General features: G+C 71.7%; 1 protein-coding gene. It reads left to right on the top strand.

Annotated elements, in window-relative coordinates; translation table 11 throughout:
• Positions 1 to 149: non-reducing end alpha-L-arabinofuranosidase family hydrolase (locus ACZ7GX_RS45265; protein ID WP_498786852.1), on the top strand; the 149-nt coding region annotated here is incomplete at its 5' end.
• Positions 150 to 237: the final 88 nt, after the last annotated feature.

Below are 237 nucleotides of genomic sequence, written 5' to 3'. Positions count from 1 at the left end.
GTGACCTGATCCGCACCAACCCCGACCAGACCAAGACCATCGACCCCTGCAACCTGCAACTGCTCTACCAAGGCCGCAGCCCCAGCTCCGACGGCGTGGACTACGGCCTCCTGCCCTACCGACCGGGCGTGCTGACCCTGCAGCGCTGACCCGGGAGTCGAACCACGCGGGAGCCGGGGGGGGCGGGACGAGGGTTGGGGGGCGCGTCCCGCCCGTTGTGGGGGAACCCGAGGGAGG

Source organism: Actinosynnema sp. NPDC037264 (assembly GCF_055603705.1).
The sequence above is the reverse complement of the archived record's forward strand: the minus strand, read 5'-3'. Positions and strand labels throughout refer to the sequence as shown.